Origin of the sequence: Synechococcus sp. H55.11 (assembly GCF_047462475.1) — a bacterium.
GTDB lineage: Bacteria > Cyanobacteriota > Cyanobacteriia > Thermostichales > Thermostichaceae > Thermostichus.
Map to the genome: position 1 here is coordinate 1 of NZ_JANSJI010000277.1, position 751 is coordinate 751.

1 protein-coding gene and 1 pseudogene are annotated in these 751 nt (G+C 59.1%); one reads left to right on the forward strand and one right to left on the reverse strand.

Annotated features, from left to right (window positions below):
• A pseudogene (locus tag NW853_RS11195) lies at positions 1–201 on the forward strand (iron ABC transporter permease); the annotation flags it as partial.
• A 22-nt stretch (positions 202–223) separates the two neighbouring features.
• On the opposite strand, the gene NW853_RS11200 reads toward NW853_RS11195, so the two are convergent.
• Positions 224–469 carry a hypothetical protein gene (locus NW853_RS11200; protein WP_414349046.1) on the reverse strand — a complete coding sequence of 82 codons (246 nt, stop codon included), beginning with the start codon at positions 467–469 and terminating at the stop codon, positions 224–226.
• Between the last annotated feature and the right edge of the window lie 282 nt (positions 470–751).

Sequence of the window (751 nt, forward strand, 5' to 3'; positions counted from 1 at the left end):
TTTTTGCAATCTTTTGCCGAGCTGACCCTCTCTGCCCTCTTGGTAACCTCCCGCTCGGAAACCTTTGGGTGGCTCATCTTTGGCTTGCAACAAGGGGGCTACACCCACCAGGCGGCGGCCCTGAGCACCCTGCTGCTGATCGTCCTGTTGGGTCTAGCCGCAGGGATCCAGGCGCTGCGGCGGCAGGTCGGGCAGCCTTGAGCAGGGGATCCCTCCGGATCCTTCACGGATGGGGGTTGATGGTGGTGGTGCGACGGATGGGTTGCCCCTTCAGGTTCCAGGTCTGGCCTTGTTGGGTGGTCACTTGGCCGGAATAGTCCCCTTCCACCCCTTGACCGGGAAGGAATTGCCGGGATCCCTGGCCGGAATAGGTGCCACTACCGGCTCTGCCGCCTGGCCCGCTGCGCGTGCAGGTGCCGGAGTGGGCGCGTTGACGGGGGCGAGCCTGCGCAAAGGGAGCAAGCGCCATTAGTAAAGCAGTAACCAATAACAGGCAAAAGCTTGCATTTTTCATCATTTTCATGTTCGAGACCCCTTGAGAAGTTGCCAATCATAACCTGGGCTGGGCGCTCATTTCATCTGACTCTGACTGCGGCCTGAGGGTTCACTTTCTGGGGGGATCCCGGCCAGATATAACCTGCTCTTAATGTCGGTGCAGTATTCTCGGATGTGCCTTTAGCGAGTGCAACTGCCTTTTTCTATGAACACCCGTCGTACTTTCCTGGCTTTCGCCGCTGGCTTGGTGGCTGCC

What these genes read in the sequence shown, in the direction of transcription:
- NW853_RS11200 (WP_414349046.1), bottom strand. Translation starts at nt 469, where the DNA reads ATGGCGCTTGCTCCCTTTGCGCAGGCTCGCCCCCGTCAACGCGCCCAC.